The sequence below is a fragment of the Vibrio rumoiensis genome, from assembly GCF_002218045.2.
In the GTDB taxonomy this organism is placed as follows: domain Bacteria; phylum Pseudomonadota; class Gammaproteobacteria; order Enterobacterales; family Vibrionaceae; genus Vibrio; species Vibrio rumoiensis.
The window spans coordinates 2123522-2150262 of sequence record NZ_AP018685.1; the positions used below are offsets into that span (position 1 = coordinate 2123522).

At 43.0% G+C, this 26741-nt stretch carries 19 protein-coding genes, 6 tRNA genes, 3 rRNA genes and 1 other annotated feature; of the genes, 12 read left to right on the top strand and 16 right to left on the bottom strand.

What is annotated here, in order from left to right; genetic code table 11:
* Positions 1–15 precede the first annotated feature (15 nt).
* Both phoR and phoB read right to left on the bottom strand, forming a co-directional pair.
* On the bottom strand, positions 16–1323 hold the full coding sequence (gene phoR, locus VRUMOI_RS09745) for a phosphate regulon sensor histidine kinase PhoR (protein WP_089139890.1): 1308 nt from the start codon (positions 1321–1323) through the stop codon (positions 16–18).
* 35 nt (positions 1324–1358) lie between these two features.
* A complete protein-coding gene (phoB, locus tag VRUMOI_RS09750; RefSeq protein WP_089139889.1) occupies positions 1359–2048 on the bottom strand; it encodes a phosphate regulon transcriptional regulator PhoB in 690 nt (229 codons plus the stop codon).
* A 248-nt stretch (positions 2049–2296) separates the two neighbouring features.
* Between phoB and rdgC the strand changes: the two genes are divergently transcribed.
* The 3 genes from rdgC (at position 2297) to VRUMOI_RS09765 (ending at position 5051) form a co-directional block, all read left to right on the top strand.
* On the top strand, positions 2297–3208 hold the full coding sequence (gene rdgC / locus VRUMOI_RS09755; protein ID WP_089139888.1) for a recombination-associated protein RdgC: 912 nt from the start codon (positions 2297–2299) through the stop codon (positions 3206–3208).
* 183 nt (positions 3209–3391) lie between these two features.
* Positions 3392–4795 carry a prephenate-dependent tRNA uridine(34) hydroxylase TrhP gene (gene trhP / locus VRUMOI_RS09760; protein ID WP_089139887.1) on the top strand — a complete coding sequence of 468 codons (1404 nt, stop codon included), beginning with the start codon at positions 3392–3394 and terminating at the stop codon, positions 4793–4795.
* A gap of 1 nt (position 4796) precedes the next feature.
* On the top strand, positions 4797–5051 hold the full coding sequence (locus VRUMOI_RS09765; protein ID WP_089139886.1) for a YfhL family 4Fe-4S dicluster ferredoxin: 255 nt from the start codon (positions 4797–4799) through the stop codon (positions 5049–5051).
* Between the two features lie 103 nt (positions 5052–5154).
* On the opposite strand, the gene nfsA is transcribed toward VRUMOI_RS09765, so the two are convergent.
* The 11 genes from nfsA to VRUMOI_RS09820 form a co-directional block, all read right to left on the bottom strand.
* Positions 5155–5877: an oxygen-insensitive NADPH nitroreductase gene (gene nfsA, locus VRUMOI_RS09770; RefSeq protein ID WP_089139885.1), complete on the bottom strand. Its 723-nt coding sequence runs from the start codon at positions 5875–5877 to the stop codon at positions 5155–5157.
* 380 nt (positions 5878–6257) lie between these two features.
* Positions 6258–6334 (bottom strand) — tRNA-Trp (locus VRUMOI_RS09775).
* 70 nt (positions 6335–6404) lie between these two features.
* A tRNA-Asp gene (locus VRUMOI_RS09780) sits at positions 6405–6481 on the bottom strand.
* 31 nt (positions 6482–6512) lie between these two features.
* Positions 6513–6628: ribosomal RNA gene (gene rrf, locus VRUMOI_RS09785) — 5S ribosomal RNA — on the bottom strand.
* 123 nt (positions 6629–6751) lie between these two features.
* Positions 6752–9637, bottom strand: a 23S ribosomal RNA gene (locus VRUMOI_RS09790).
* A gap of 349 nt (positions 9638–9986) precedes the next feature.
* Positions 9987–10062: transfer RNA gene (locus VRUMOI_RS09795), tRNA-Val, on the bottom strand.
* Positions 10063–10090: 28 nt separating this feature from the next.
* Positions 10091–10166: transfer RNA gene (locus VRUMOI_RS09800), tRNA-Ala, on the bottom strand.
* Between the two features lie 27 nt (positions 10167–10193).
* Positions 10194–10269: transfer RNA gene (locus VRUMOI_RS09805), tRNA-Lys, on the bottom strand.
* 1 nt (position 10270) lies between these two features.
* A tRNA-Glu gene (locus tag VRUMOI_RS09810) sits at positions 10271–10346 on the bottom strand.
* A 92-nt stretch (positions 10347–10438) separates the two neighbouring features.
* Positions 10439–11978, bottom strand: a 16S ribosomal RNA gene (locus VRUMOI_RS09815).
* Together the 16S, 23S and 5S rRNA genes with 6 tRNA genes alongside form the textbook arrangement of a ribosomal RNA operon.
* Before the next feature lie 542 nt (positions 11979–12520).
* Positions 12521–13873 carry an amidohydrolase family protein gene (locus VRUMOI_RS09820; RefSeq protein ID WP_089138887.1) on the bottom strand — a complete coding sequence of 451 codons (1353 nt, stop codon included), beginning with the start codon at positions 13871–13873 and terminating at the stop codon, positions 12521–12523.
* A gap of 495 nt (positions 13874–14368) precedes the next feature.
* Here VRUMOI_RS09820 and VRUMOI_RS09825 point away from each other — a divergent pair, with 495 nt between their 5' ends.
* From VRUMOI_RS09825 to VRUMOI_RS09845, 5 genes are all read left to right on the top strand, one after another.
* On the top strand, positions 14369–15376 hold the full coding sequence (locus tag VRUMOI_RS09825; protein ID WP_089138888.1) for an ABC transporter substrate-binding protein: 1008 nt from the start codon (positions 14369–14371) through the stop codon (positions 15374–15376).
* Complete coding sequence (locus tag VRUMOI_RS09830) at positions 15373–16188, top strand: ABC transporter ATP-binding protein (RefSeq protein ID WP_089138889.1); 816 nt, start codon at positions 15373–15375, stop codon at positions 16186–16188. Before VRUMOI_RS09825 ends, VRUMOI_RS09830 begins: the two co-directional genes overlap by 4 nt.
* A 44-nt stretch (positions 16189–16232) precedes the next feature.
* Entirely contained in the window at positions 16233–17006 is a 774-nt protein-coding gene (locus VRUMOI_RS09835) for an ABC transporter permease (protein WP_089138890.1), read from the top strand.
* Between the two features lie 11 nt (positions 17007–17017).
* The gene (locus VRUMOI_RS09840) at positions 17018–17491 is read left to right on the top strand and encodes a nucleoside deaminase (RefSeq protein WP_089138891.1); all 474 of its coding nucleotides are present in this window, start codon (positions 17018–17020) and stop codon (positions 17489–17491) included.
* 134 nt (positions 17492–17625) lie between these two features.
* Entirely contained in the window at positions 17626–18612 is a 987-nt protein-coding gene (locus VRUMOI_RS09845) for an isopenicillin N synthase family dioxygenase (protein WP_089138892.1), read from the top strand.
* 67 nt (positions 18613–18679) lie between these two features.
* On the opposite strand, the gene clpB is transcribed toward VRUMOI_RS09845, so the two are convergent.
* The 3 genes from clpB to rluD all read right to left on the bottom strand — a co-directional run bounded on the left by clpB (position 18680) and on the right by rluD (position 23117).
* A complete protein-coding gene (gene clpB, locus VRUMOI_RS09850; protein WP_089138893.1) occupies positions 18680–21256 on the bottom strand; it encodes an ATP-dependent chaperone ClpB in 2577 nt (858 codons plus the stop codon).
* Between the two features lie 145 nt (positions 21257–21401).
* Positions 21402–22139 (bottom strand): peptidoglycan editing factor PgeF, encoded by a 738-nt coding sequence (gene pgeF, locus VRUMOI_RS09855; protein ID WP_089138894.1) that lies wholly within the window; start codon positions 22137–22139, stop codon positions 21402–21404.
* Between the two features lie 6 nt (positions 22140–22145).
* The gene (gene rluD / locus VRUMOI_RS09860; protein WP_089138895.1) at positions 22146–23117 is read right to left on the bottom strand and encodes a 23S rRNA pseudouridine(1911/1915/1917) synthase RluD; all 972 of its coding nucleotides are present in this window, start codon (positions 23115–23117) and stop codon (positions 22146–22148) included.
* Between the two features lie 159 nt (positions 23118–23276).
* Between rluD and bamD the strand changes: the two genes are divergently transcribed.
* From bamD to yjjX, 4 genes are all read left to right on the top strand, one after another.
* Complete coding sequence (gene bamD / locus VRUMOI_RS09865) at positions 23277–24005, top strand: outer membrane protein assembly factor BamD (RefSeq protein WP_089138896.1); 729 nt, start codon at positions 23277–23279, stop codon at positions 24003–24005.
* Between the two features lie 380 nt (positions 24006–24385).
* Positions 24386–24724 carry a ribosome hibernation-promoting factor, HPF/YfiA family gene (gene hpf, locus VRUMOI_RS09870; protein ID WP_089138897.1) on the top strand — a complete coding sequence of 113 codons (339 nt, stop codon included), beginning with the start codon at positions 24386–24388 and terminating at the stop codon, positions 24722–24724.
* 109 nt (positions 24725–24833) lie between these two features.
* Positions 24834–24955 (top strand) — a sequence feature (Phe leader region).
* Between the two features lie 38 nt (positions 24956–24993).
* A complete protein-coding gene (gene pheA / locus VRUMOI_RS09875) occupies positions 24994–26187 on the top strand; it encodes a prephenate dehydratase (RefSeq protein ID WP_089138939.1) in 1194 nt (397 codons plus the stop codon).
* Entirely contained in the window at positions 26188–26733 is a 546-nt protein-coding gene (gene yjjX, locus VRUMOI_RS09880) for an inosine/xanthosine triphosphatase (RefSeq protein WP_089138898.1), read from the top strand.
* Positions 26734–26741 lie beyond the last annotated feature (8 nt).

Sequence of the window (26741 nt, forward strand, 5' to 3'; positions counted from 1 at the left end):
ACCTTCCTTATAGCGTTATGAATTGACACGAGCGACAAGCTTCTTCGGTAAAACAAATGAAAAGCAACTTCCCTTGCCTACTTCACTGAATATTTCTAGATAAGATTCGTGATGACTCAGTGCATGCTTAGCAATCGCTAACCCTAATCCACTGCCCCCTGTTTCTCGTGAGCGTGCTTTATCCACTCGATAAAAGCGTTCCGTTAATCGGTTAATATGTTGTGGTTCGATCCCATCCCCAGAATCGGCAACCGAGAAGCAGGCCCCCTCTGTCGTTTCATACCATTTAACATGAATATCTGCGCCAGGTGGTGTGTATTTAACAGCATTATAAACCAAGTTCGAAATAGCACTGCGCAATTGCTCTTCATCACCATATACTGACATGTTTTTATCAATATCAAATACAATCTGATGATGATGCTCACCACTTAATGCCACCGCTTCTTTTTCTAATATTTCGAGCATTGACGGTACATTCACGATGTCATCTAATTCATGAATTGGCGAAGCTTCAATCTTAGATAGCGTCAGCAATTGCTCCACTAACGCATTCATACGTGATAATTGTTCTGTCATTACACCATGCGCTTTAGACCACATTGGACCGGCTAAAATCTCGGGGTCTTCGGTCATTTCAAGGTAACCTTGCAGCACCGTCATCGGGGTCCTTAATTCATGGGACACATTGGCAAAAAAGTTACGACGCATACCTTCAAGCTGCTTTAATTGAGTCACATCACGTACCACCATCAAATGCTCACCATCGGTATAAGGCACAATGCGCAGCTCTAAAATACGCTCAGGAGTCAAAGGAGAAAGCATTTCCAGAGGCTCGGAAAAATCTTGTTTTGATAGATATTTAATAAAGTCCGGTGTTCGAATTAAATTCGCAATAGGCTGACCAGAATCATCAGGCCAACGAAATCCAAGTAAAGATTGCGCTAGTTTATTACACCATACGATATTACCTTCACTGCGAAACACCACAACCGCATCAGGTAATGATTCAGCGCCATTTCTAAACCGTCTGATTAAATTGCCTAGTTCTTTTCTACGTCGTCGCTGTTTTTGTTGCAGACGATAAATGCCATTAAAGAGAGGCTCCCAGTGACCGTTACCAGAAGGTGGGCTGAGACGTTTTTCATCCCATAACCATTCTGACAAGCGGACTTGGTTATGCAATTGCCATACTAGTTGCAACACGGTAGCGGCAAATAATAGCCACCCCATATAACCAAAAAACCAACCTATAATCAGCCAAGGAAGGTAAAAAAAAGCCAGCGACCAAGCTAGCTTTTTCCAGGTTAACCTTTCAACCATTCCGTTCAATACTCCGTTATTCGGATAAAATACAATTAAGCTCGCGTTGAGAAACGGTAACCAGCACCACGTACGGTTTGAACAAGTTTATCATGCCCTTCTTGCTCTAATGCTTTTCTTAATCTACGAATATGAACATCAACCGTGCGATCTTCCACGTAAACATTTGTTCCCCAAACGTTGTTGAGTAACTGTTCACGACTATACACTCTTTCTTGGTGGGTCATAAAAAAGTGTAGCATTTTAAATTCGGTCGGTCCCATATCAAGAGGCGCGTCATTGGCCGTAACACGATGAGAAACGGGATCAAGCTTCAAGCCTTGCACGTCAATCACATCTTCTAAGGCTGTTGGGGTAACACGGCGAATCACCGCTTTTAAACGCGCCACCAGTTCTTTAGGTGAAAATGGTTTAGTAATGTAGTCATCGGCGCCAACTTCTAAGCCGCGAACTTTATCTTCTTCTTCACCGCGGGCAGTGAGCATAACGACAGGGATATGACGAGTTAACTCTTCACGCTTCAAGTGTTTAATAAAATTAATACCGGAACCACCAGGTAGCATCCAATCCAATAAGATTAAATCAGGATAGGGTTCACATAATTTATTGATGGCGGTATCGTAATCTTCAGCTTCAACGGCTTGGTAACCTTTTTGCTCTAATACAAAGCACAGCATTTCCCTGATCGGAGCTTCATCTTCAACAACCAAAATTCTTCTCGACATACCCAAAAATCCTTTCGTGTCTGCTTTTTTAATCTAAATAAATTCGAGGTTTATTATGTGTCTTAAGTATGACAGTTTTGTGACTACTGCAAAGTAATTTTAATATAAGTGTCAACCAAGCTTGGTCATTTTGTCATCGCGGTAACTTTTATATCTAAAAGGATCCAGAGGAATTCAGATCCTACCTTTGATTCACCTTATAAATCTTCTATGATAAGCGTCAAATTTCCAGAGTGAGTATCAGAGTGATGTGGTTTAAGAATTGTTTAGTGTACCGTTTCAACCGTGAAATTAATTTCGATGTAGATAAACTCGAATCTCAGCTGTCGGAATTTAAATTCACGCCTTGTGGCAGCCAAGATAAGCAAAAATTTGGTTGGACTAGTGTTATCAATAAACACTCTGATGTTTTAACTCACATTGCTGGTGAGCATATTCTGATCAAAGCAAAAAAAGAAGAAAAGCTACTACCGGCTTCCGTTATCAAAGACTCCTTACAAGATAAAATTGATCTACTGGAGCAACAAGAAGGCCGACCACTTAAGAAGAAAGAGAAAGATGATTTAAAAGATGAAATTTTAGTCGACTTATTACCACGTGCTTTTAGTCGTCATAACTTCACATCCATTTTAATCATGCCAAGCCTTGGCTTTATTGTGGTTGATTCTAGTAGCAGCAAAAAAGCAGAAGATGCTTTAGCCCTACTACGTAAAACCTTAGGTAGCCTTCCAGTTGTACCTGCGATTCCCGAAGTTGCAATAGAAACAAGCTTAACAGAATGGGTGAAAACTGGAGATTTGCCGCAAGGATTACAATTGTTAGATGAAGCGGAATTCCATTCCTTACAAGAAGAAGGTGGGATCATTCGTTGTAAGAAGCAAGAGCTGAGTGCTGAAGAAATTCAAAACCATATCGCGGCTGATAAAGTTGTAACAAAGCTGGCACTTGATTGGCAAGAACGCATTGAATTTGTACTCGCAGCCGATGCCAGTATTAAACGTCTAAAATTCAGTGATGAATTAAAAGATAGCAATGAAGATATTCCTCGTGAAGACCAAGCTCAACGCTTCGATGCGGATTTCGCATTAATGTGCGGTGAGTTTGATGCCTTTTTCCCACAAATGTTCGAAGCGTTAGGCGGATTACCGAAAAACGATTAATCTGGCTTATCCCAACCGTAATTCAGGGCTTTGTTACCTTACAAAGCCCTGCTGTTTTTTTATTCCCTACTTCCCTTGTGCTTTTCTCGCTTTTCTTCTTAACTTGGCGTAAAATTCGCTCCCCTAATTTATACCGCTTGGTGGTATAAACCTGACCTGAAATCAGACCTAGAGAAATACATTATGTTTAAACCAGAACTACTGTCTCCTGCTGGCAGCCTAAAAAATATGCGCTATGCATTCGCTTATGGTGCTGATGCTGTTTACGCAGGACAACCGCGTTACAGCCTGCGTGTACGTAACAATGAATTCAACCATGAAAACCTACAAATCGGTATCGATGAAGCACATGCTTTAGGTAAAAAATTGTATGTGGTATGTAATATCCAGCCGCACAACTCAAAACTTAAAACCTTCATTCGAGATTTAAAACCAGTTGTAGAGATGGGCCCGGATGCATTAATTATGTCGGATCCAGGTTTAATCATGATGGTGCGTGAAGCTTTCCCTGATATGCCAATTCACTTATCCGTACAAGCGAATGCGGTTAACTGGGCAACAGTAAAGTTCTGGGCTTCGCAAGGTGTTGAGCGTGTAATCTTATCGCGTGAATTATCATTAGAAGAAATTGAAGAGATCCGCGAACAGTGCCCTGAGACTGAATTAGAAATCTTCGTGCATGGCGCATTGTGCATGGCCTACTCTGGTCGCTGTTTATTATCGGGCTACATGAACAAGCGAGATCCTAACCAAGGTACTTGCACCAATGCTTGTCGTTGGGAATATAAGGTAGAAAAAGGCACCGAAAATGATGCCGGTCAGATCGTTGAACAATTCGATCCAAGCCAAGCGCAAGGTATTGAAGTTCAAGAGCAACGTCCTGAAAATACATTAGGTTTAGGTAAACCGACCGATGAAGTAGTGCTACTGTCTGAGTCGCATCGCCCAGAGGAAAAAATGGCGGCATTTGAAGATGAGCATGGTACTTACATCATGAACTCAAAAGATCTCCGTGCGATTCAGCATGTTGATCGTCTAACTAAAATGGGTGTTCATTCGTTAAAAATTGAAGGCCGAACGAAGTCTTTCTATTACTGCGCACGTACTGCACAAGTTTACCGTAAAGCGATTGATGATGCCGTAGCAGGTAAACCTTTCGATGAAAGCCTAATGGGTACATTAGAAAGCCTGGCTCACCGTGGTTATACAGAAGGCTTCTTACGTCGCCATACTCATGATGCTTACCAAAACTATGATTACGGTTATTCTGTATCTGATTCTCAACAATTTGTTGGTGAATTTACCGGTAAACGTCGTGGCCACTTATCGGAAGTTGAAGTAAAAAATAAATTCTTACTCGGTGATAGTTTGGAGCTAATGACACCAAACGGGAATATCAACTTCACACTAGAAGAAATGGAAAACCGCAAGTCAGAAAAGGTCGATGATGCCAAAGGTAACGGACACTTCGTATTTATCCCAGTACCAGAAGATCTCGATTTAAGTTTTGGTTTATTAATGCGTAACCTATCGCAAGGGCAAAATACACGTAATCCAGTTTCAGCAACCACTGCAGAAGCAAAGTAATATGGCCTTATTAATTACAGACAAGTGCATCAATTGTGATATGTGTGACCCAGAATGCCCGAATGGCGCAATCAGCATGGGTGATAACATTTATGAGATTGATCATAATTTATGCACTGAATGTAAAGGACATTACGATAAACCAACCTGTCAATCGGTATGCCCAATTAATAATTGCATCATTACCGATCCTGAGCATATCGAAACGGAAGATGAGTTGTTAGAAAAATTTGTTGTTATCCAAAATTTGGCCTAATAACTTTAACAAATCATCATATTCGAAAAAGATAAAGACAATAAAATGGCCTGTTGCAAACAGCATGCAACAGGCCATTTCTATTATGGATCCATTAACAGACTTACTTTATCGCTAATCCTTTAGAGTTTAAGTAGTCACGGATGAATGGGCGTGATTCTTGACTTAATCGGCTGCTAATATGATCTGACCACGATCCTGATTTTTGATTGCTGCCGCGAGTTTGATAGTAATGACTAGTTTCAGCGTCGTATTGTGCAATCGCCTGCTCAGATATAGGTTGATATTGGTCTTGATGTACCATCACTTGTTGAGGCAAACGCGGTTTAATCTGGGGATCTTGATCTGGGTGCCCTAAACACATGCCGAACATCACTGCGCAATATTTAGGAAGCCCTAAGAGCTCATCCACTTCTTTAGGAGCGTTACGTAACCCGCCAATATAGACGCCACCTAACCCTAGAGACTCTGCGGCAAGTAGTGTGTTTTGCGCCATAATACCGGCATCAATAGCACCAATTAATGTCAGTTCAGTGAATTCAGGCCTCACCTCTGGTGATAATTGAAAATGGCGCTGATAGTCGATACAAAACACCAAAAATTCAGCTGCGGTTTCCACATACTTTTGTCCACCGGCAAGCTCCGCTAATGCAGCACGTTTAGAAGGCTCGGTCACTCGAATGATCGAGGTCGTTTGAAGAAAGCTTGATGATGATGCTGAAATGCCCGCAGATAAGATAGATTCTAATTGCTCAGAAGTAATAGGTTGCTCGGTAAACTTTCTAATTGAGCGGTGGTTTAGCATAGTTTCAATCGTTGCGTTCATAACTTTCTCCCTTAAAAACTTGCGTCAACTTTATCACAGTCTTTTTATTTACTTTCATTGATTATATGCAAATAGGATATGCATTTAAGTCATATTTAGAAGCTATAACAAGAGTCAAGATTTTAGAGTAGCAACACTTGCAACATTGTTAGTTTCACCTTTAATTAATAGCTATCAAAATTTGGGTATTAGCGGAACACGTTGCTTGGAAGAACCTACAAATATAAAAAGTCCTCAGTATTTTTTCTGAGACTTCTAATATTGAAAGGGTGGAGAGGTTAGAGCTACTAACACGCGCTAGTTTGGTATTAACGGAATCCACTACTACAAGGAGACACAATGTAAAAAAGGCCTCAGCATTTCTGCTAAGGCCTTTAATATGGCAGGGGTGGAGAGATTCGAACTCCCAACACGCGGATTTGGAATCCGCTGCTCTGCCAATTGGAGCTACACCCCTAAAACTTTGTTTATATTACTTTATATTGGCTAATAAAGTAAATTGTCTTTTTCTAAAAAACAAGAAAAAGTGGCGGAGTGGACGGGACTCGAACCCGCGACCCCCGGCGTGACAGGCCGGTATTCTAACCAACTGAACTACCACTCCGCAGTGTCTATTCAGTATGTTGCAATTTAAAGCCTGGCGATGTCCTACTCTCACATGGGGAAACCCCACACTACCATCGGCGCTACTTCGTTTCACTTCTGAGTTCGGCATGGAATCAGGTGGGTCCAAAGCGCTATGGTCGCCAAGCAAATTCTTTTGTTAAAACATCCACTAGGATGATTTAACTTAATTCGGAAAGCTGTTTGTTCTCACACTCATTCAAGTATGTCTTATATCTATTCAGTCCAACCAAAACCCTTTAGGTGTTGTATGGTTAAGCCTCACGGGCAATTAGTACAGGTTAGCTCAATGCCTCGCAGCACTTACACACCCTGCCTATCAACGTTCTAGTCTCGAACAACCCTTTAGGACGCTTAAAGCGCCAGGGAAGACTCATCTCAGGGCTCGCTTCGTGCTTAGATGCTTTCAGCACTTATCGATTCCGAACTTAGCTACCGGGCAATGCCATTGGCATGACAACCCGAACACCAGAGGTTCGTCCACTCCGGTCCTCTCGTACTAGGAGCAGCCCCCTTCAATCTTCCAACGCCCACGGCAGATAGGGACCGAACTGTCTCACGACGTTCTAAACCCAGCTCGCGTACCACTTTAAATGGCGAACAGCCATACCCTTGGGACCGACTTCAGCCCCAGGATGTGATGAGCCGACATCGAGGTGCCAAACACCGCCGTCGATATGAACTCTTGGGCGGTATCAGCCTGTTATCCCCGGAGTACCTTTTATCCGTTGAGCGATGGCCCTTCCATTCAGAACCACCGGATCACTATGACCTGCTTTCGCACCTGCTCGAATTGTCATTCTCGCAGTCAAGCGGGCTTATGCCATTGCACTAACCACACGATGTCCAACCGTGTTTAGCCCACCTTCGTGCTCCTCCGTTACTCTTTGGGAGGAGACCGCCCCAGTCAAACTACCCACCAGGCACTGTCCTCACCCCAGATAATGGGGCTAAGTTAGAACATCAACACTACAAGGGTGGTATTTCAAGGTTGACTCCACAACCACTGGCGTGATTGCTTCAAAGTCTCCCACCTATCCTACACATGTAGGGTCAATGTTCAGTGCCAAGCTGTAGTAAAGGTTCACGGGGTCTTTCCGTCTAGCCGCGGGTACACTGCATCTTCACAGCGATTTCAATTTCACTGAGTCTCGGGTGGAGACAGCGTGGCCATCATTACGCCATTCGTGCAGGTCGGAACTTACCCGACAAGGAATTTCGCTACCTTAGGACCGTTATAGTTACGGCCGCCGTTTACCGGGGCTTCGATCAAGAGCTTCTCCGAAGATAACCCCATCAATTAACCTTCCGGCACCGGGCAGGCGTCACACCGTATACGTCATCTTACGATTTTGCACAGTGCTGTGTTTTAATAAACAGTTGCAGCCACCTGGTATCTGCGACTCCCGGCAGCTTAGAGAGCAAGTCTCATCACCGCTAGAGCGTACCTTCTCCCGAAGTTACGGTACCATTTTGCCTAGTTCCTTCACCCGAGTTCTCTCAAGCGCCTTGGTATTCTCTACCCGACCACCTGTGTCGGTTTGGGGTACGATTTCTTACAAACTGAAGCTTAGAGGCTTTTCCTGGAAGCATGGCATCAATGACTTCACTACCGTAGTAGCTCGACATCGTGTCTCAGCCTAACAATTTCCCGGATTTACCTAAGAAATTAGCCTACGCACTTGAACCTGGACAACCATCGCCAGGCCCACCTAGCCTTCTCCGTCCCCCCATCGCATTTGTAAGAAGTACGGGAATATTAACCCGTTTCCCATCGACTACGCTTTTCAGCCTCGCCTTAGGGGTCGACTTACCCTGCCCCGATTAACGTTGGACAGGAACCCTTGGTCTTCCGGCGAGGGAGTTTTTCACTCCCTTTATCGTTACTCATGTCAGCATTCGCACTTCTGATACCTCCAGCAAACTTCTCAGTTCACCTTCAACGGCTTACAGAACGCTCCCCTACCCATCATAGTAAACTATGATGCCGCAGCTTCGGTGTATAGCTTAGCCCCGTTACATCTTCCGCGCAGGCCGACTCGACCAGTGAGCTATTACGCTTTCTTTAAATGATGGCTGCTTCTAAGCCAACATCCTGGCTGTCTGAGCCTTCCCACATCGTTTCCCACTTAGCTATACTTTGGGACCTTAGCTGGCGGTCTGGGTTGTTTCCCTCTCCACGACGGACGTTAGCACCCGCCGTGTGTCTCCCGGATATTACTTACTGGTATTCGGAGTTTGCAAAGGGTTGGTAAGTCGGGATGACCCCCTAGCCTTAACAGTGCTCTACCCCCAGTAGTATTCGTCCGAGGCGCTACCTAAATAGCTTTCGGGGAGAACCAGCTATCTCCAGGTTTGATTGGCCTTTCACCCCTAGCCACAAGTCATCCGCTAATTTTTCAACATTAGTCGGTTCGGTCCTCCAATTGATGTTACTCAATCTTCAACCTGCCCATGGCTAGATCACCTGGTTTCGGGTCTATACCTAGCAACTCGACGCCCAGTTAAGACTCGGTTTCCCTACGGCTCCCCTATACGGTTAACCTTGCTACTAAATATAAGTCGCTGACCCATTATACAAAAGGTACGCAGTCACACCACGAAGGTGCTCCTACTGCTTGTACGTACACGGTTTCAGGTTCTATTTCACTCCCCTCACAGGGGTTCTTTTCGCCTTTCCCTCACGGTACTGGTTCACTATCGGTCAGTCAGGAGTATTTAGCCTTGGAGGATGGTCCCCCCATGTTCAGACAGGATATCACGTGTCCCGCCTTACTCGTTTTCACTTAGTATGCGTTGTCGGTTACGGGGCTATCACCCTGTATCGCGGCACTTTCCAGAGCCTTCACCTGACGCATATAAAGCTTAAGGGCTAATCCAATTTCGCTCGCCGCTACTTTCGGAATCTCGGTTGATTTCTCTTCCTTCGGGTACTTAGATGTTTCAGTTCCCCGAGTTCGCCTTATTAACCTATGTATTCAGTTAATAATACGTGCTTATGCACGTGGGTTTCCCCATTCGGAAATCGTAGACTCAAGTGGCTTTTACTGCCTAATCTACGCTTATCGCAAGTTAATACGTCCTTCATCGCCTCTGACTGCCTAGGCATCCACCGTGTACGCTTATTCACTTAACCATACAACCCAAAAGGGTCTTAATGTATGTTCAACTAAATAAGGTTTTAGTTTTTTGACAATTAAGAGGGTAATCTTAATTGTCGTTTGCCGGACTCAATAGAATCAATTGCAAGCAATTGATTTGAATACAAGACACTTGAATGTGTGTTGTTGTGTTTATCACAAGGATAAACATTGAGAACTTTTATTAAGATAAACATTAAAATGTTTATCTAGTCAGCTTTCCAAATTGTTAAAGAGCAAAGAGTTTATTATTTTCAAACAAACCACTTTTTAAAGACTTTAGGCGACAAAGAATCCCATCCAAATCATTATTGGATGCGAAGCATCGTAAAAGTGTTTAAAGAGTGGTGGGCGATACCGGGCTCGAACCAGTGACCCCCTGCTTGTAAGGCAGGTGCTCTCCCAACTGAGCTAATCGCCCATAATATTTTAATTCCTTATGGAAGGAATGGTGGAGCTATGCGGGATCGAACCGCAGACCTCCTGCGTGCAAGGCAGGCGCTCTCCCAGCTGAGCTATAGCCCCAAAATATTTTAATTCCTATGGAAGGAATGGTGGGTCGTGCAGGATTCGAACCTGCGACCAATTGATTAAAAGTCAACTGCTCTACCAACTGAGCTAACGACCCATGGTATCCCGTAGGGGAGTCGAACCCCTGTTACCGCCGTGAAAGGGCGGTGTCCTAGGCCTCTAGACGAACGGGACACGGACTATGAAAGCATTGGGATGCTTTCAAACTCTTTTCTATATAAACCTAATCAATCTGTGTGGGTACTCATCAAAAATAATCTTTCGTATAAGGAGGTGATCCAGCCCCAGGTTCCCCTAGGGCTACCTTGTTACGACTTCACCCCAGTCATGAACCACAAAGTGGTAAGCGTCCTCCCGAAGGTTAAACTACCTACTTCTTTTGCAGCCCACTCCCATGGTGTGACGGGCGGTGTGTACAAGGCCCGGGAACGTATTCACCGTGGCATTCTGATCCACGATTACTAGCGATTCCGACTTCATGGAGTCGAGTTGCAGACTCCAATCCGGACTACGACGCACTTTTTGGGATTCGCTCACTATCGCTAGCTTGCTGCCCTCTGTATGCGCCATTGTAGCACGTGTGTAGCCCTACTCGTAAGGGCCATGATGACTTGACGTCGTCCCCACCTTCCTCCGGTTTATCACCGGCAGTCTCCCTGGAGTTCCCGACATTACTCGCTGGCAAACAAGGATAAGGGTTGCGCTCGTTGCGGGACTTAACCCAACATTTCACAACACGAGCTGACGACAGCCATGCAGCACCTGTCTCAGAGTTCCCGAAGGCACCAATCCATCTCTGGAAAGTTCTCTGGATGTCAAGAGTAGGTAAGGTTCTTCGCGTTGCATCGAATTAAACCACATGCTCCACCGCTTGTGCGGGCCCCCGTCAATTCATTTGAGTTTTAATCTTGCGACCGTACTCCCCAGGCGGTCTACTTAACGCGTTAGCTCCGAAAGCCACGGCTCAAGGCCACAACCTCCAAGTAGACATCGTTTACGGCGTGGACTACCAGGGTATCTAATCCTGTTTGCTCCCCACGCTTTCGCATCTGAGTGTCAGTATCTGTCCAGGGGGCCGCCTTCGCCACTGGTATTCCTTCAGATCTCTACGCATTTCACCGCTACACCTGAAATTCTACCCCTCTACAGTACTCTAGTTTGCCAGTTTCAAATGACCTTCCGAGGTTGAGCCCCGGGCTTTCACATCTGACTTAACAAACCACCTGCATGCGCTTTACGCCCAGTAATTCCGATTAACGCTCGCACCCTCCGTATTACCGCGGCTGCTGGCACGGAGTTAGCCGGTGCTTCTTCTGTTGCTAACGTCAAGCAACGCAGTTATTAACTACGAAACCTTCCTCACAACTGAAAGTACTTTACAACCCGAAGGCCTTCTTCATACACGCGGCATGGCTGCATCAGGCTTTCGCCCATTGTGCAATATTCCCCACTGCTGCCTCCCGTAGGAGTCTGGGCCGTGTCTCAGTCCCAGTGTGGCTGATCATCCTCTCAGACCAGCTAGGATCGTCGCCTTGGTGAGCCATTACCTCACCAACTAGCTAATCCCACATAGGCGTATCCAGTAGCGCGAGGCCCGAAGGTCCCCCGCTTTGCTCCGAAGAGGTTATGCGGTATTAGCCATCGTTTCCAATGGTTATCCCCCTCTACTGGGCAACTTCCTATGCATTACTCACCCGTCCGCCGCTCGACGCCGAAGTAGCAAGCTACTTCTCGTTTCCGCTCGACTTGCATGTGTTAGGCCTGCCGCCAGCGTTCAATCTGAGCCATGATCAAACTCTTCAATTTAAGATTTTGTGACTCAACGAATACTGACTTCAAACTACCTAAGTAATTTAAAGCTATTATCATTCCAACAGAATGATAATGAATTGACTGTGCCAATTATTAGTAAACTAATAACTGATTGGTCACTCAGTTCATTGAAATCATTTTGCTTCCTAAGAAGCTATATTGATTATCATCAACGAGTGCCCACACAGATTGATAGGTTTAAATTGTTAAAGAGCGTTGTTCTTCGTGACTGCGTCTCGTTGAACAGGGCGGCCATTCTAACGATTTGATTGAGAGTGTCAAACACTTTTTCAATTTAATTTCGTTAACCTTTTTGAGAAGGTCTGAACCGCTTGACTCGTTGCTGCAGCTAGGCTGCGTGCTCCGTGTCAGTGAGGTCGCATTATAGAGAACCGATTCTTATTGGCAAGCACTTTTCACAAAAAAAGTTAAAAATAAACGTCAAGTGTTCACTTTGCATTCAAACCTTTATTTATACATATTTACACCGGTTAAACACACAGGTTTTCCACAGAAAAATGAAAAAATAGGGTGTTTTAGCCTCTCACTCTCGTGAGCAAATCTCGAAATGACGATTGTGCTTTCGCAATCAAGCTTTCTTTATCTACCAAACAAGCTTCATTTTGGTAAACCACATTGCCATTTATCATACTGAGTTTTATTTCGGCAGGTTCACCACATAAGATAGGCGCGTATAAGGTCGAGTGACTTCCTTGATAACGAACTTGGTTTAAATCATAAAGTACGATATCCGCAGCAAAACCGACTTCTATTTTACCTATTTTATCCAAACCTAATATAGAAGCCCCGTTTTGAGTTCCCCATTCAAGCACTTTGTCTAATCGAGTACTTTCCGCTCCATTAGTTGCTCGGTGTATTAACCAAGTTAAATTCAATTCCTGAAGCATTGAACCTGATTCAGACGATGCTGAGCCATCAACACCAATACTGATTGGCATCCCTGCTTTCTGCATTTCAATAATAGGGGCGATCCCACTCCCCAAACGACAATTAGACGTTGGACAATGTGAAATTCCGGTTTTTGTTTCAGATAACGTATTGATATCCTGCTCACTAGCCTGGACTAAATGAGCAAACCAGACATCGCTACCAAGCCATTCGCACTCTGCCGCAAAATCAACGGCGCTTTTTCCGTACTTAGCAAGAGATTGTTGCTGATCAAATTCAACCTCTAATAAATGGGAGTGCATTTTTAACTTATTTTCGCGGGCAAAACGAGAAAGTAACTTTAAGTCTTCGGCAGGGGATGAATGAATAAGACTTGTCGGCGCAACCACAAGTTGCCTCATCGGCATATCGGTATTTTGGTGGTATTGACTATAACTATCATCAAGACGACGTAACATTAGATCTATAGATTCAGGTTCAATACCAGCTTTTGCAAGCCCTTTATGTGTTCCTTTGGTTGTCGCGCCACCTCGACAAAGCACCAAACGCATTCCCATATCTTCCGCGGCTTGCCATACCACAGCTTCTAATTCAGGTGAAGTCTTAGAGTGATATAGATAATGATGGTCTGCGCAAGTCGTGACACCTGAGCGAATCAAATCATAAAATCCAAGACATGCTGCGCTGTACATTATTTCAGGGGTAATTTTAGGCCAATATTGATAAGGCACACTAGCAAGCCAATCACCAAGGGATTGATTAAGCCCAGCCGGAATCCCTTTTAGAATCGATTGAGCCAAATGATGATGGGTATTAACAAAACCGGGGTAAACCACACATTGACTAGCATCAATAAGCTGTTCACCTTTTTCTATCAATAGCTCAGAGCCAACCTCTGTAATGATCCCTGCTTCTATTCTTATATCCGTTGCTGCTTGCTCAGTTACTATTCCTTTTGCACCTTTAATTAGATATTTCATGATCACTCCACCAGCCTATTTCGACATGATATGAGCAATGTCCCAGTGCAAAGCACCTAACCGCTTCTACTCATTATTAATAACATTCATACATGAGTAAGCAAGTAATAAGCCAAAAACATATCTTACAATCTCCCCTTTATACAGTGACTTGCAGTTCAACAATAAAAGTTACTTGCACCAAATAAATGCATTATTGCCTTTACGCACCTTTTCAACGCAACTAAATGCACCAAAGTTAAAACCTAAAAACCGCAGAGAATAAAAAAAGGCCTGTTAAATAAATGTTATTTCTAACAATAAATCTATTTATCGCTTTTTAGACCAAATTGGCACAGCGTTTGCTCCATTCCCTATGCGTTACAACATAGCTGTGAGTAGAAGCGGTTAGATGAGAAACATCGGGACATTGCTCACCATTACCAAAAATTACTAAAGCGCTATATGAATCATCATTCAAGCTATTTGGAATTATATTGAGTAAAGGAGAACCAAATGAAACTTTCAATCAAGCAATGGATCCACTTAACGTTAACCACAGCAGCCCTATCCACTAGCACTAATGTTCTGGCTGCCGATAAAGTTAACTTTCAATTAGACTGGTTACCGGGAGGAGATAAAGCCCCTGTTTATGTTGCCGTTCAACAAGGCTTTTTTGCCGAGCAAGATCTCGATGTTACGATTAGGCAAGGAAAGGGCTCAACCGACGCGATTACCAAGGTAGCAACTGGCACTGCGGATATTGGTTCCTCCGATCTGGTTTCCTTATTAGTAGCAAAAGCCAATGATGACGTACCAGTCAAAGCGATCTACTCATTATTTAGTAAAGCACCTTATGCTTTTTACGTTTTAGATAATTCAGGCATTAACTCGGTGAAAGATGTTGCCAATAAAAAAATTGTTACGTCCCCTTTCACCTCTGCAAATGTCTTCTTACCTCTTTTATTAAGAAAAAATCATGTAGAAGAAGATAGCGTAACTCTCACTAAAGCGGATCCTGGTGCTCTTAACCCAATGCTGATCACTGGAAAATCAGATGTCATGATTTCGTGGGTAACGGACAGCGTTAAAAACCAGAGCCAAGCCGAAGCCGTTGGGAAAAAATTAAAAATTTTACCTTGGCATGATGCAGGGTTAGATTTTTATTCTTCTTCGTTAATTGCCAGCGATCGTTTTTTAGCGGAAAAGCCAGATGTAGCAAAACGCTTTGTTAAGGCTTATGCCAAAGCCGTGGCTTACACATGGGCCCACCCAGAACAAAGTGCGAAAGGTGTCCATAACATGGTTCCTGAAGTCGATATCAAACAAGCTACCGATACCATCATCTCCATTGAAGGCTTGGTTATTAATGATGTTAGTAACAAAGATGGCATTGGTGCCTTTACACCTGAAAGATTAGCTGAAACCTGGAAATGGACAGCAGAAGCCCAACAGTTAAATGCATCAAAATTTGATCCAGAAAGTGCCATTACTCGTGACTTTATCCCTGGAGGCCAATCATGAACCCTTTTGTTTCTTTCAAACAGGTTGGCCACACATATCACAGCGATAACGGCTCAGTCAAAGTGCTCGATAACGTTAACTTTGATGTAGAGAAAAACCAATTTATTTCGATTGTTGGACCTTCAGGCTGCGGTAAGTCGACATTATTACGACTACTCTCCGGCTTAATGTTATCTAGCGAAGGTCAAGTTGAAATATTTGGCCGACAAGTAACAGAGCCTAGGGAAGATATTGGTATCGTCTTTCAGAAACCAACGTTATTACCGTGGAAAAATGTTCTTGATAATGTGCTCTTTCCACTCAAGCATAAGTTTGGCCACATCACGGATAAAGAGCGTGATTTTGCGAAACAGCTAATCAATAAAGTGGGATTAAACGATTTTCATAACAGCATGCCAGACCAACTATCCGGTGGCATGCAGCAAAGAGTCGGTATCGCGAGAGCTTTGTTACTTGATCCAGACATTTTAATTATGGATGAGCCATTTTCGGCGCTAGATGCACTAACCCGAGAAGAAATGGGATTTGAATTACTACGCCTGTGGAATGAAAAGCCTAAAACCGTGTTATTCATCACTCACTCCATATCTGAAGCCGTCTTATTGTCAGACAAAGTATTAGTGATGGGCCCTCGCCCAAGTACGGTAGTCGAAGAAATTAATATCGACTTACCGAGACCCAGAACGCTCGAGACCATTCAGCATCCATTATTCGCTGAATACACTGGAAAAATAAGGGAACACTTTTACTCTCCGCCCTCAATGCAGCACGAGAAAAAAAGCAATGTATCCCAAATAAGAACAGTCGCCTAGCCTCGCTACTGTTTATTCATACGGCGTCACTATAAGGAAATAGTATGTCTATTAAAAAACTCTATAAAGATAGCCTACCATTACTGGCAATGTTGGCGATTCTACCAATATGGGAAATAATCTGCCGCGTATTTGCGATTCCAAACTTTATTCTGCCCGCTCCATCTGCAATAGCAGAAGCCTTTATGCAAGTCTCCGCTGAACGTTGGTTTGATAATCTGTGGGCAACATTAAGAATTGCATTGCTCGGTTTTGGCTTATCGCTATTAATCAGTATTCCTTTAGCCATCATGATGGTCAGCTCTAAATTTTTAACCAAAGCTGTATTCCCATTACTGGTGATCATTCAATCCACGCCAGTGGTTGCCATCGCACCTTTACTCATCGTCATTTTAGGAACGGGAGATGCGCCGCGATTAGCTATTACCTGCTTAATTACTTTCTTCCCATTAGTGGTTTCTGCCACTACCGGTATGCTATCAACACCTTCCGAATTTATTGAATTATCCAAATCACTGAACGTGTCACAAGCCAAAACCATTTGGCAAATACGTCTTCCGTATGCCATTCCTCATATATTTAGCGGTGTGAAGGTGGCGATTACCTTGTCGGTCATTGGTGCGGTTATTTCAGAATTTGTCGCTGCCGAAAAAGGCCTTGGCTATTTTGTTCAATTCTCAACGTCATATTTCAAAATTCCACAAGCCTTTGCTGCCTTAGTCTTTTTATCCGCGGTTAGCATGCTGCTATTCAAATCCGCACATTGGATTCAAAAAGGGTTCTTCGCTTGGAGTTTACCTCAAGATAAAAGCCATTAAGGAGCAATAACATGACACCAGAACAAGACAAAGCATACCTGCAAAAAAGTTTCGATTTAGCAGAAAAAGCCAAGCGACAAGGCATCCATCCGTTCGCGGCAATTTTAGTTAATGGTCAAGGTGAAGTGCTACTTGAGCAAATCAATGGTTACTTACCCAATAACGATATGACAGGCCATGCTGAACGATTAATCATGACGGAAGCGAGTCAACAATATCGTCCTGATTATTTGAAAAATTGCACTTTGTATATTTCAGCGGAGCCTTGCGCCATGTGTTCAGGCGCGATTTATTGGGCTGGCGTAGGACGAGTTGTTTACGGATTAAGTGAACATCGACTAAAACAAATCACGGGGAATCATCCAGAAAATCCAACGTTGGATTTACCTTGCCGCACCGTTTTTTCTGCAGGTCAAAGGCCAATGGAAATTATTGGCCCACTAATGGAAGAGCAAGCAGCGCAAATACACCAAGGCGTCTGGTGATCAAAGAAATAACCATTAAGAAATTTACTGAATAAAAAACATCGTCAACAGGAGTAGAAGCGGTCTGTAGTGGGCAACCATTGCTGGACATTGCTCCAATCACTAAGCATACGCTTGACTATTGGAGAAATAATATGACAAACACAGCTTACTCATTGGATGAATTACAGTTTGAATCGACCATTGGAGGAAAAGGCATAGATGCCAAACAAAGCCATATTCCAGTGATAGACATGAGTAATTTTGAATTTCGACGCTTAGAAATCACCGAAGCATTATGGCAAGCAGCAACTGAAGTCGGATTCTTTCAAGTTAAGCACCACTCAATTGCGCTTCCCGAAATACAACATGCTTTTAAACTGACTGAACAATTATTCTCTTTACCTAATCAAGAGAAACAAACATTAAGTTTAAAACCGGGTAAAAATGCCGGTTGGGAATTCAAACAACAGGTGCGTCCTTCCACCGGTACTGCCGATCAAAAAGAATCCTATCAAATCACGCGTCCTCACATGGGGGGAATATGGCCAAGCCAAGCGCCTCTAGCCAGCTTCCAACAAGATATGCTGAATTTTGAAACTCAAGCGTGGCAACTCGGTATGAACATCCTGTCCTGCTTTGCCGATAAACTGGGCTTTGAACGCGACTTTTTCACACAAGTCCACCAACCGAGCTCACCGCAATATCAAAGTACATTAAGACTGCTTCACTATTTACCAATGGCGCAACTGCCACAAGGTGAAGAACATTGGCGCGCTGGCGCTCATACTGATTTTGATTGTTTGACGATGGTATTCCAACAACCGAATCAAGGAGGGTTACAGGTTGCAGCAGGAAAAGACTCTCAACATCAGCAAGTCTGGAGTAATGTAAAACCACAGGCGGGAGTCATTACTTGTAATATTGGCGATATGTTAATGCGTTGGAGTGATGATAAGTTAAAATCGACCTTGCACCGCGTTCGCATGCCCTACCCACAAGAAAATCAAGGTTCACGCTATAGCATGGCATTTTTCTGTCAGGCCAATAAAGACAAGGTAATTCAAGGGCCGGAAAAAAAATACCCAGCAATGACAGCGGAAGAGTATTTGAATATGAGAATTAACGCCAATTTTGCGTAATGAATGAACTTAAAACTTAAAAGAAAAAGGGAGCACATGGCTCCCTTTTTACTCATTAACGATTCAATTAAGATTGATGAGCAACGATCTCATCATCTTTAACCGTTAGATGTACTTTCTGTCCAGGAATTAATTCCCCAGCTAAAATTGAACGAGCCAATGGGTTTTCAACCATTTGTTGGATCGCACGTTTTAGTGGGCGAGCCCCATATACAGGGTCAAACCCCACAGCAGCTACCAACGACAACACTTCATCATTCACATCTAATTCGTACTCTTTTTCCGCCATACGTTGACGTAGACGATCCAGTTGAATCGATGCAATTGACTTAATTTGCTCTTTGCCTAATGGATGGAATACCACGCTTTCATCCACTCGGTTTAAGAACTCAGGTCTAAAGTGTTGGCTCACGATTTCCATTACTTCAGCCTTCATCGATTCATAATCAGACGTTGCCGCCTGTTCTTGAATGCGATCAGAACCTAAGTTGGATGTCATGATCACCACGGTATTTTTAAAGTCTACCGTGCGGCCTTGCCCATCAGTCAAACGTCCATCATCTAACACTTGCAGTAAAATATTAAACACATCTGGATGCGCTTTTTCTACCTCATCAAGTAAAATGACCGAGTAAGGTTTACGGCGAACCGCTTCGGTTAGGTAGCCACCTTCTTCATAGCCAACATAACCTGGAGGCGCACCGACTAAACGAGACACCGAATGCTTCTCCATAAACTCAGACATATCAATCCGAACCATGGCATCTTCGCTATCAAACATGAAATTCGCTAACGTTTTACATAGTTCGGTTTTACCTACCCCGGTTGGACCTAGGAACAAGAAAGATCCAATCGGTTTATTCGGATCCGACAAACCAGCACGACTACGACGAATCGCATTCGACACCACATCTACCGCTTCTTTCTGGCCAATCACCCGTTCATGCAATACCGTTTCCATCGATAGTAATTTAGCTTTCTCGGCTTCAAGCATTTTCGAAACCGGGATCCCCGTTTGCTTGGAGAGAACTTCAGCAATCTCCGCATCGGTCACTCGATTTTTAAGCAATGTCAGCTCAATATTCTCGGCTTGTGAAGCATTCTCCAGTTGCTTTTCTAGCTCTGGAATCTTGCCATATTGCAACTCAGACATACGTTGTAAATCACCGGCACGGCGAGCTACATCCATATCTAAGCGAGCTTGTTCCAGTTCAGCTTTGATATGCTGAGTGCCAGAAAGTGAGGCTTTTTCGGTTTTCCACACTTCTTCAAGCTCAGAATATTCACGCTCTTTTTCTTCCAACTCTTGGTTAAGAATCGCAAGGCGCTTAGTACTTGCCGCATCACTTTCATTTAGCAACGCTTGCTGTTCGATTTTTAATTGAATAATACGGCGATCTAAACGATCCAGCGATTCAGGCTTCGAGTCCATTTGGATACGAATGCTCGATGCTGCTTCATCAATCAAATCGATCGCTTTATCAGGCAATTGACGATCCGATACATAACGATTGGATAAGCTTGCCGCCGCAACAATCGCTGGATCGGTAATTTCAACGTGGTGATGAAGTTCATAACGTTCTTTCAAACCACGTAAAATCGCAATCGTATCTTCCACCGTTGGTTCATCCACCAGCACTTTTTGGAAACGACGTTCCAATGCCGGATCTTTTTCGACGTATTGACGATACTCATCTAACGTCGTTGCACCAACACAGTGAAGCTCACCACGAGCCAAAGCAGGTTTGAGCATATTACCAGCGTCCATCGAGCCTTCGCCTTTACCAGCGCCAACCATAGTATGCAGCTCATCAATAAATAAGATGATGTTGCCATCTTCTTGTGCCAGCTCATTCAATACGGCTTTTAAACGCTCTTCAAATTCACCGCGATATTTCGCCCCTGCGATCAGTGCACCCATATCTAATGAAAGCACTCGACGGTTACGCAAACCTTCAGGCACTTCATTATTGACGATACGTAACGCTAACCCTTCAACAATCGCCGTTTTACCAACACCTGGTTGACCAATTAAAACAGGGTTGTTTTTAGTACGACGCTGTAAAACTTGAATCGTACGACGAATCTCATCGTCACGTCCAATCACAGGATCAAGCTTGCCCTGCTCGGCACGTTCGGTTAAATCTATGGTGTATTTTTCTAATGCTTGACGCTTTTCTTCCGCATTCGGATCGTCAACATTTTGCCCACCACGGATCTCATCAATCGCTTTAGTGACGTTGTTTTTATTTAACCCAAACTCTTTAAACATTTTGCCAAGCGGACCGTTATCTTCCACCGCCGCCAACAAAAACAGTTCAGATGAGATATAACTGTCTTTACGTTGTTGAGCAATTTTGTCACAGATGTTCAATAAATTGCCAAGCGCTTTAGATGCCTGTACATCGCCACCAATACCGGTCACTTTAGGGAGTTTATCCAACTCTTGAGCCACTCGGGATCGCAGTTGTGTTGCATCCACTCCCAGCATGGTAAAAATAGGACGAATGGTACTGCTATCTTGATTAAGCAATGCTTGCATTAAATGTACAGGCTCAATGAATTGGTGATCACGGCCTAGCGCAAGAGATTGCGCATCAGAAATGGCAAGCTGGAATTTACTGGTAAATTTATCGAAACGCATAATAAGCCTCCACTCTAAGAAAATTATCCAAAGAGATACATTAGTTATGGCTTATATATGGATGCTAGGTTGGATCTTTTCAAGTATAGAAAAAAGATAATTCGCAAAGAGATAGAATCAACAACGAAGCGATTGTGATGTGAACTTACTCTATCCAGATAAAGGTCGCTTGTCGTCCTGTCAACCCATCACGGCGGTAAGAATAGAAATATTCAGGCTCAGAGAAGGTGCAACGTTGACTAGCAAACACTTGCTCAACTCCTGCTTGATTTAAACGCTGAGTGGCCAGTATCGACATGTCAGCCAGCCATTTTTTTGGCTGAAGTTGGCAGACTGTAAAAGCATCTTTAGCATGACTATCATATTGAGTGAAGGTTTGATAAACATCTTCACCGACTTCAAAAGCACTCGGGCCAATAGCTGGACCAAGCCAAGCCATCACTTGGCTTGGCTTAGTGAACCGTTGAACAGCATTTTCTAAAATGCCATCGGCCAGTCCTCGCCAACCAGCATGAACAGCCGCCACTTGAGTACCATCGGTATTGGTGAGCAATACAGGTAAACAATCAGCGGTCATCACAGCACAAACGATTTTATTATGGCTCGTCACAGAACCATCGCCATCTAACACGTGTTGTGTTGGTTTTAGTAATTCAACTACTGTTGTTGAGTGAGTTTGATTTAACCATACAGGCGAAGTCGGCATATTAAGCAATTGCACGACTTCATCACGGTTGGCTTGAACAATATCGTTGTCATCATTAACGTGCATACCAAGGTTTAAGCCTTGATAAACTCCGCTTGATAGCCCTCCCAAACGAGTAGAAGCAAACGCTTTAACGTTTTTTGGCGCAGGCCAATTGGGAAGAACAATATTATTCATCTCACCTTATTCCTCTTCTTTGTTTTCTTTGGCATCTTGTCGTAATGCTTCCGTCATTGCGACCATATCATCTGGGATTGGCGCATGGAATTTCATTTCTTCGCCCGTTTCTGGATGAACAAATTTAAGCATTACCGCATGCAGCGCTTGACGATCAAAGCTACGTATCATATCCGTTAATTGCTTCGACGCTCCTTTAGGAATACGCGCACGGCCACCATAAGCCACATCCCCTAATAGAGGGTGTTGAATATAAGACATGTGCACACGAATTTGGTGAGTACGCCCTGTTTCAAGACGTAAACGAATACGAGTATGAACACGGAAATGCTCTGCTACTCGATAATGAGTAACCGCCGGTTTACCTAATTCATTGACTGCCATTAAGGTACGTTTTGTCGAGTGACGACCAATTGGTTTTTCAACCATGCCACCTGCCGTCATATTGCCAAGTATGATGGCTTCATATTCACGAGTAATCCTACGTTTTTGCAATGCACGAACTAAACGAGTTTGCGCAGGAACCGTTTTGGCAACCACCATCAAACCAGTAGTATCTTTATCCAGGCGATGCACAATACCCGCACGAGGTACTTCAGCAATCGCTGGGTAATGATGCAATAAAGCATTCAATACCGTACCATCCGGCGTACCTGCTCCTGGGTGAACAACAAAGTCACGTGGTTTATTGATGACAATAATATGATCATCCTCGTACACGATATCCAACGGGATATCTTGTGCTTCCCAGCGCTCTTCATCTTCTAACTCAGCTTCAATAGTGATTTCCTCCCCACCCATAACACGGATGCGAGGTTTTGTTATTACTTCACCATTGACTTGAACCTTGCCTTCAAGCAACCATTCTTTCAAACGTGAGCGTGAGAATTCTGAAAATAATTCAGCAATCGCTTGATCTAAGCGTTGCCCTAATTGAGAATCTTTTACTGTATCAGTGCGTATTATCTGCTGGGCCATATCGAACTTTTTAAAAAACCATGAGACTAATATCCAACAATATGGATAAAATAGGCTATTCACCGTTATTGGTAAAATAGTGTTATTCACCATTGTATCTGTTAAGTTGTAAGAAGTAACGGACGCGATAAATTTAATTCAAGGAATTTTCTCCTCACAATGAAACGCCAATACCTTTTGGGACTTATTTCCCTACTCTTTCTTGCTGGCTGTGCTGACAATAAAGACGCAGTACCAGACATTCCTCCATCGGATCTTTACACCCAAGCTCAGCAAGAACTGCAATCTGGTGGCTGGACGGAAGCAATCAAAAAACTCGAAGCTTTAGATTCACGTTACCCATTTGGTCCTTATTCAGATCAAGTGCAACTTGATCTCATCTATGCCTACTATAAAAATGGTGACTATCCACTCGCTTTAGCGTCTATCGAACGATTTTCACGTTTAAACCCAACGCATGAACGTTCTGATTGGGTTTTATACATGCGTGGCTTGACCCACATGGCGCAAGATTCTAACTTTATGCATTCTTTATTTGGTATTGATCGTCATGATAGAGATCCTGAACCAGTAAAAGCGGCCTTCATTGACTTTAAACGTTTACTCGAACGTTACCCAGATAGTTTATATGCGGCAGATTCACGTGCTCGTTTGAGTTTTCTAAAAAATCGCTTAGCGGAATACGACCTTTCTTCTGCCGATTTTTATTTACGTCGCGAGGCTTGGGTGGCCGCCATTAACCGCAGCCAAGAAATCCAAAAAACCTATCCAGATACGGTAGCTGCACATAAATCTTTAAAAATTCAACTAGAAGCTTATAAGAAACTTGGGTTAGATGATGCGGTTAAACGCACTGAAGAATTAATCGAACTCAATAAGAAAAAGTAAAAAATAACTAATATAATTGGTAATTTTATAAAAGCAGCTTAGGCTGCTTTTTTATTTTTTAAGACGTTAGAAAGGCGTATTGATAGCGATGGTAGGCGCATTGCCAAGTAAAGGTATGCTGATAAATTAAACAACTTAATTTCAGGCTCAAGCCGAGTCCCTAAAAATGTAAATCTCTAGTAGCCATTTGATTTAATTTACCCAAATCCAGATAAATAACAAGCCTTTTCAGCCTCCAATATCACTAGGTTTTGTTTACGATCACATTTACTTCATCATCCAATGAAACTCTTATAAAACTTGATTTACGTCACATTTATTTCAATATAAAACAGTAATCTGAAGTTAACGAATTAAGGACAAAAGAGGATAGATAACTTATGAAACTAAACATTACTGGTAAAAACATTGAAGTAACCTCTTCCATCCGTGACTACATCGAGGCGAAGTTTAAAAAATTAGAAAAATGGCAAATTGATCTGATTGGTTGTCATGCCACTATCAGTACAGAACCTGGCAAGCAGCAAAAAATTGAAGTCACCGTTAGCGTGCCAAAAGGTCAACTGGTTGCCTCTGCATCTAATGAAGATTTGTACAAAGCGATTAATGAGGTAGAGCAAAAACTCGAACGACAACTTAATAAGCTCAGCCATAAACCTGAAGCGAAACGTGCTCAGTCTGAAAAACGAGAATTAGAAGAAGAGATAGAAGAAATTTAAGATTAACTAGACATGAATTTAATGGCGCTCAATTGAGCGTCATTTTTTTGCTTGACGCTTTCCCTGAGCTTGCTTATGGTACAGTTTCATCCAAGGAAATTAATACTATGCATTCACTCACTCTGTTCTTTTTTGGCTTCTTTTTTCCATCTTAATCGGTGGGGCTAGATGTCGTTTTAAAAATAAGCCAAAAACGGACAGAAAGCCTCCCACCCTGGGGGGCTTTTTTATAGGAAATATACATGACTAAGCAGCACGGTTCTTCTTCAATGAATACCAATAACTCTCAACCTAGCCTGTCTTTAAACGCGATTCGACTTCGCTTAAATGAACTCGATGATCAACTGCTAAAGATTTTATCTGAGCGCCGAACATTAAGTCTTGATGTTGCTAAAAGCAAAGTTGAAACCGCTAAGCCAGTTCGTGATGCCCAACGTGAACAAGAGCTGTTGGTAAAACTGATTAATAATGGTAAAGACAAGTATCAACTCGATGCTCCCTATATCACTAAAATTTTTCACACCATCATTGAAGACTCAGTATTGCTACAACAAGCCTACTTGCAAAACCTAGTTAACCCACAAGAAAGTCGTAAGCCACTGGCTCGTGTTGCTTTTTTAGGTTCAAAAGGCTCTTATTCACATCTTGCAAGCCTTGAATATTTCAGTCGTAAAAATACCGAACTCATAGAGCTTAATTGCAAACACTTTAAAGAAGTGACCTCAACCGTTGAATCTGGTCATGCAGATTTTGGCGTATTGCCAATTGAAAACACCAGCTCAGGTTCAATCAACGAAGTATATGACCTATTACAACACACGACGCTTTACATCGTAGGCGAGATGACCTTGCCTATCGAACATTGTTTATTAGCACCACAAGAGATGCGTCTAGAAGATATCAAAACACTGTACTCTCACCCTCAACCACACCAACAATGCAGTGAATTTTTAAGCCGCCTAAATGGAGTCACTCTAGAATCCTGTGTCAGCACGGCAGATGCGATGCAAAAAGTAAAAGAGCTTAATCGCCCTGATGTCGCCGCCATTGGTAACTCAACCACAGGAAAACTTTACGGCTTACAAGTAGTAAAAGAAAACATTGCAAATCAAACTGAAAATCACACTCGATTCATTATTGTGGCGCGTAAACCTGTTGAAGTATCCACTCAGATCCCAGCCAAAACGACTTTAATCATGTCGACTTCCCAAGAAGCAGGTTCGTTAGTACAAACCTTATTGGTGCTACAGCGTTATGGCATCAATATGACCAAACTAGAGTCACGCCCTATTATGGGGAATCCATGGGAAGAAATGTTCTATGTCGATTTAGAAGCCCATCTCGGCTCAGTCGAAATGCAGCAATCGATCAGTGAATTAACTAAAATCACTCGCCATCTAAAAGTACTGGGATGTTACCCAATCGAAAATATCAAACCAACACAAGTCAAACTGGAAGGATAAATGAAAAGTACTAAAAAAGTGGTTGTTGCTTCGTTAAACCCAGCAAAGATAAAAGCGGTAGAAAGTGCATTTACTGCCTGTTTTCCAGAGTGTGAGTTTATGTTTGAAGGGGTATCGGTGCCTAGTGAAGTGCCCGACCAACCAATGAATGACAATGAAACCAAACAAGGTGCACTTAATCGAGTACACAATGCACAATCAGCAATGACTGACGGTGATTTTTACGTCGGATTAGAAGCAGGAATTGAAGACCAATTTACTTATGCTTGGATGATCATTGAAAGCAACCCTAAGCACGGAAAGGTACAACGTGGTGAATCACGTTCAGCATGTTTAATGTTGCCACCACGAGTATTAGAGAAAGTAAAACAAGGTAAAGAGCTTGGCCATGTTATGGATGAAGTGTTTGCCACTGAAAATATCAAACAAAAAGGCGGTGCAATAGGCTTGCTTACACACCACCAATTGACCAGAAGTTCGGTTTATTACCAAGCTCTTGTGCTGGCATTGATTCCATTTTCAAATGCCAAGCACTTTCCGCTTTAAGTATTGTT